Raw genomic sequence first — 2,720 nt, forward strand, 5'->3', positions numbered from 1 at the left:
TACCGACAAACGGACTGTCGGGCAGCGGCTGGCGGCCTGGGCGTTGTACGATTATTATAGCATGAAAAACGTAGTACCATCCGGCCCGCTTGCCGAAAAAGCGGTGTATGCCGATGGTAAAGTGAGAATAATTTTCAAATGGGCGGAAGGTTTGAAACCGGCTGGCAGCGCCTGGCTGAAGGGGTTTTCGCTGGATGGCGCGAATGCCGCGGCCGCAGCGGTCCACGGCAATGTCGTGGAAATCCCTGCGCCGGAAAGGCCTGCTTTCGTATATTACGGATGGCAGCCGTATACGGACGCGAACCTCGTGAATGCCGCCGGCTTGCCGGCTTCGACCTTCCGCCTCCGTACGAACCTTAAAAACTGATCATGATCAACAGGTATTTACTATTCATCGTCATTTTGCTGTCGGCCCGGATTACCCGGGCGCAAACGTTCACGCCCGTTTTCACCAGCGGGGAAGAAGGACATAAAAGTTACCGCATCCCCGCCATCGTTTCCGTGGGCGGCAAACTGCTGGCTTTTGCGGAAGGGCGCGTCAATCACGCCGGAGATTTCGGCGATATCAATATCGTATTGAAAGAAAGCACCGACGGCGGAAAAACCTGGAGCGCGCTGCGGACGGTCGTGGATTACAGCACCCTGCAGGCCGGCAATCCCGCGCCCGTGGTTGATCTTACTGATCCGGCTTATCCCAGGGGCCGCGTATTCCTGTTTTACAATACGGGCGACAATCATGAAGGGGAAGTCCGCAAGGGGAAAGGGTTGCGCGAAGTATGGTATGTTACCTCTGCCGACGGCGGCAATAGCTGGTCGGAACCTGTGAATATCACTTTGCAAACCCACCGGCCCAACAGGCCCGATAAAAACCCGGCGTACAATTTCCAGGACGACTGGCGCAGCTATGCCAACACACCCGGCCACGCCATGCAGTTTGCCGATGGCCGTTTCAAAGGCCGCATCTTTGTTTCCGCCAACCACTCCGCCGGTAATCCCATCGCTGATTTCTCGGACTACAAAGCGCATGGTTATTATACCGACGATCACGGCAAAACTTTCCACCTCAGCGAAACCGTGACTTTCCCCGGCGGCAACGAAGCCATGGCGGCGCAGCTGAAAGGTGACAGGATGGTGATGAACATACGCAACCAGCAGGGCCGCGACCGCTACCGCATCATCGCCGAGAGCAGCAACGGCGGCCAATCCTGGGACACGACGTACTTCGACCGCCAGCTGCCCGACCCCGTGTGCCAGGGTTCCGTGCTGAGCGTCGGGAACGCCCGCAACCGCACGCTGATTGTCTGCAACAACGCCGACACCGTGCAACGCAACAACCTCGTGCTGCGGGTGAGCCGCAACAACGGGAAAACTTACTACAAACAGATTACCATCGCCAACCGCCCGGATAATCCGCGCCGCAATTCGCATACGGCGTATTCCGACCTGGTGCAGACCGGCAAAAAGAAAGTGGGCGTACTGTTCGAGTACGACGATTACAAACAAATCGTATTTACCAATATTGCTTATTGATGATGAAATTCCTTTTTCCACGACTATTGGCCGCGTGCCTGCTGGCTTTCCATTTGCAAGCCGGCGCAACGGTGACTGAAAAGCCAAAACCCGCCCTGTTGCCGGAGCCCATGGAACTGGCCTGGCGCGAAGCGCAATTCGATCTATCCACCTGCACCGCGATTATTTGCGCCGATGCCACCCTGCGCCCCGAAGCCCTGCGCCTGCAAGCGTCGCTGCATGCGGAAGGTTTCCGCAATATCCGGCTGCTGGCGAAAGGCAGGCTGCGGGAACGGGTGATCGTTCTGGAGAAAGCTTCCATCCCCACACCGGTGGCCACGAACGAATCGTACACCATCGATGTCAGCGAAAAAGCCGTGAAGATCACCACCCCTTCCGCCCACGGCGCTTTCAACGCATTGCAAACTTTCCGGCAGCTTACTTCCGGTGGTTTTGTGCAAGGCAGCGCGATCCGCGACTGGCCGGCGTTCTCCTGGCGGTCGTACATGGTGGACGTAGGCCGCAATTACCAGCCCATGGATCTCCTCAGGCAGCAGATCGACGTAATGAGCCGGTACAAATTGAATGTGTTCCATTTTCATTTCACGGAGGATGTGGCCTGGAGGCTTCATTTCAAGCGTTACCCGCAACTCACTGAAGCCCGGCACATGATCCGGCAGAAAGGGAAATTCTATACCGAAAAGGACCTCCACGAGCTCATCCGCTATTGCCGCGAGCGCCATATCGAGCTGGTGCCCGAAATCGATATGCCCGGCCACAGCGCCGCATTCCGCAGGGCGATGGGTTACGATATGCAAAGCGATTCCGGGATGGCCATCGTGGCGCAGATCGTGAAAGATTTCTGCCGGGAATATGATCTGCCGTATCTCCACATCGGCGCGGATGAAGTGAAAATCACCAACCCGCGCTTCCTGCCGGAAATGACGCGGCTGGCGGAAAGCCTGGGCAAGAAAGTAATCGGCTGGATGCCCGGCGGCAATTTCCCGGAAAGTGTGATCCGGCAGCTGTGGTCGGAAGGAACAGTTGATCATGGCAACGACTCCATTCAATACATCGATTCCCGCCAGCTGTACATCAACCACATGGACCCGCTCGAAAGCGTCATCAGCATCTACCAGCGCCAGTTCTGCAACACACCCGCCGGCGATGCCTCCGCGCTGGGCGCCACCCTCTGCCTCTGGCACGACCGG

The 2,720-nt window shown here is 57.3% G+C and carries 2 protein-coding genes and 1 pseudogene; all 3 read left to right on the top strand.

Translation table 11 applies throughout. From position 1 onward, the window contains the following. Positions 1 to 367, top strand: a pseudogene (locus Q0510_RS24260) (sialate O-acetylesterase); the annotation flags it as partial. 2 nt (positions 368 to 369) lie between these two features. Next, positions 370 to 1,530, top strand: coding sequence for a sialidase family protein (locus tag Q0510_RS24265; protein WP_298717730.1), 1,161 nt, complete (start codon positions 370 to 372; stop codon positions 1,528 to 1,530). Beyond that, the coding region (locus Q0510_RS24270) for a family 20 glycosylhydrolase (RefSeq protein WP_298717733.1) at positions 1,530 to 2,720 on the top strand (1,191 nt) is incomplete at its 3' end. The genes Q0510_RS24265 and Q0510_RS24270, both read left to right, overlap by 1 nt.

This window comes from uncultured Chitinophaga sp., from assembly GCF_937874145.1.
In the GTDB taxonomy this organism is placed as follows: Bacteria; Bacteroidota; Bacteroidia; order Chitinophagales; family Chitinophagaceae; genus Chitinophaga.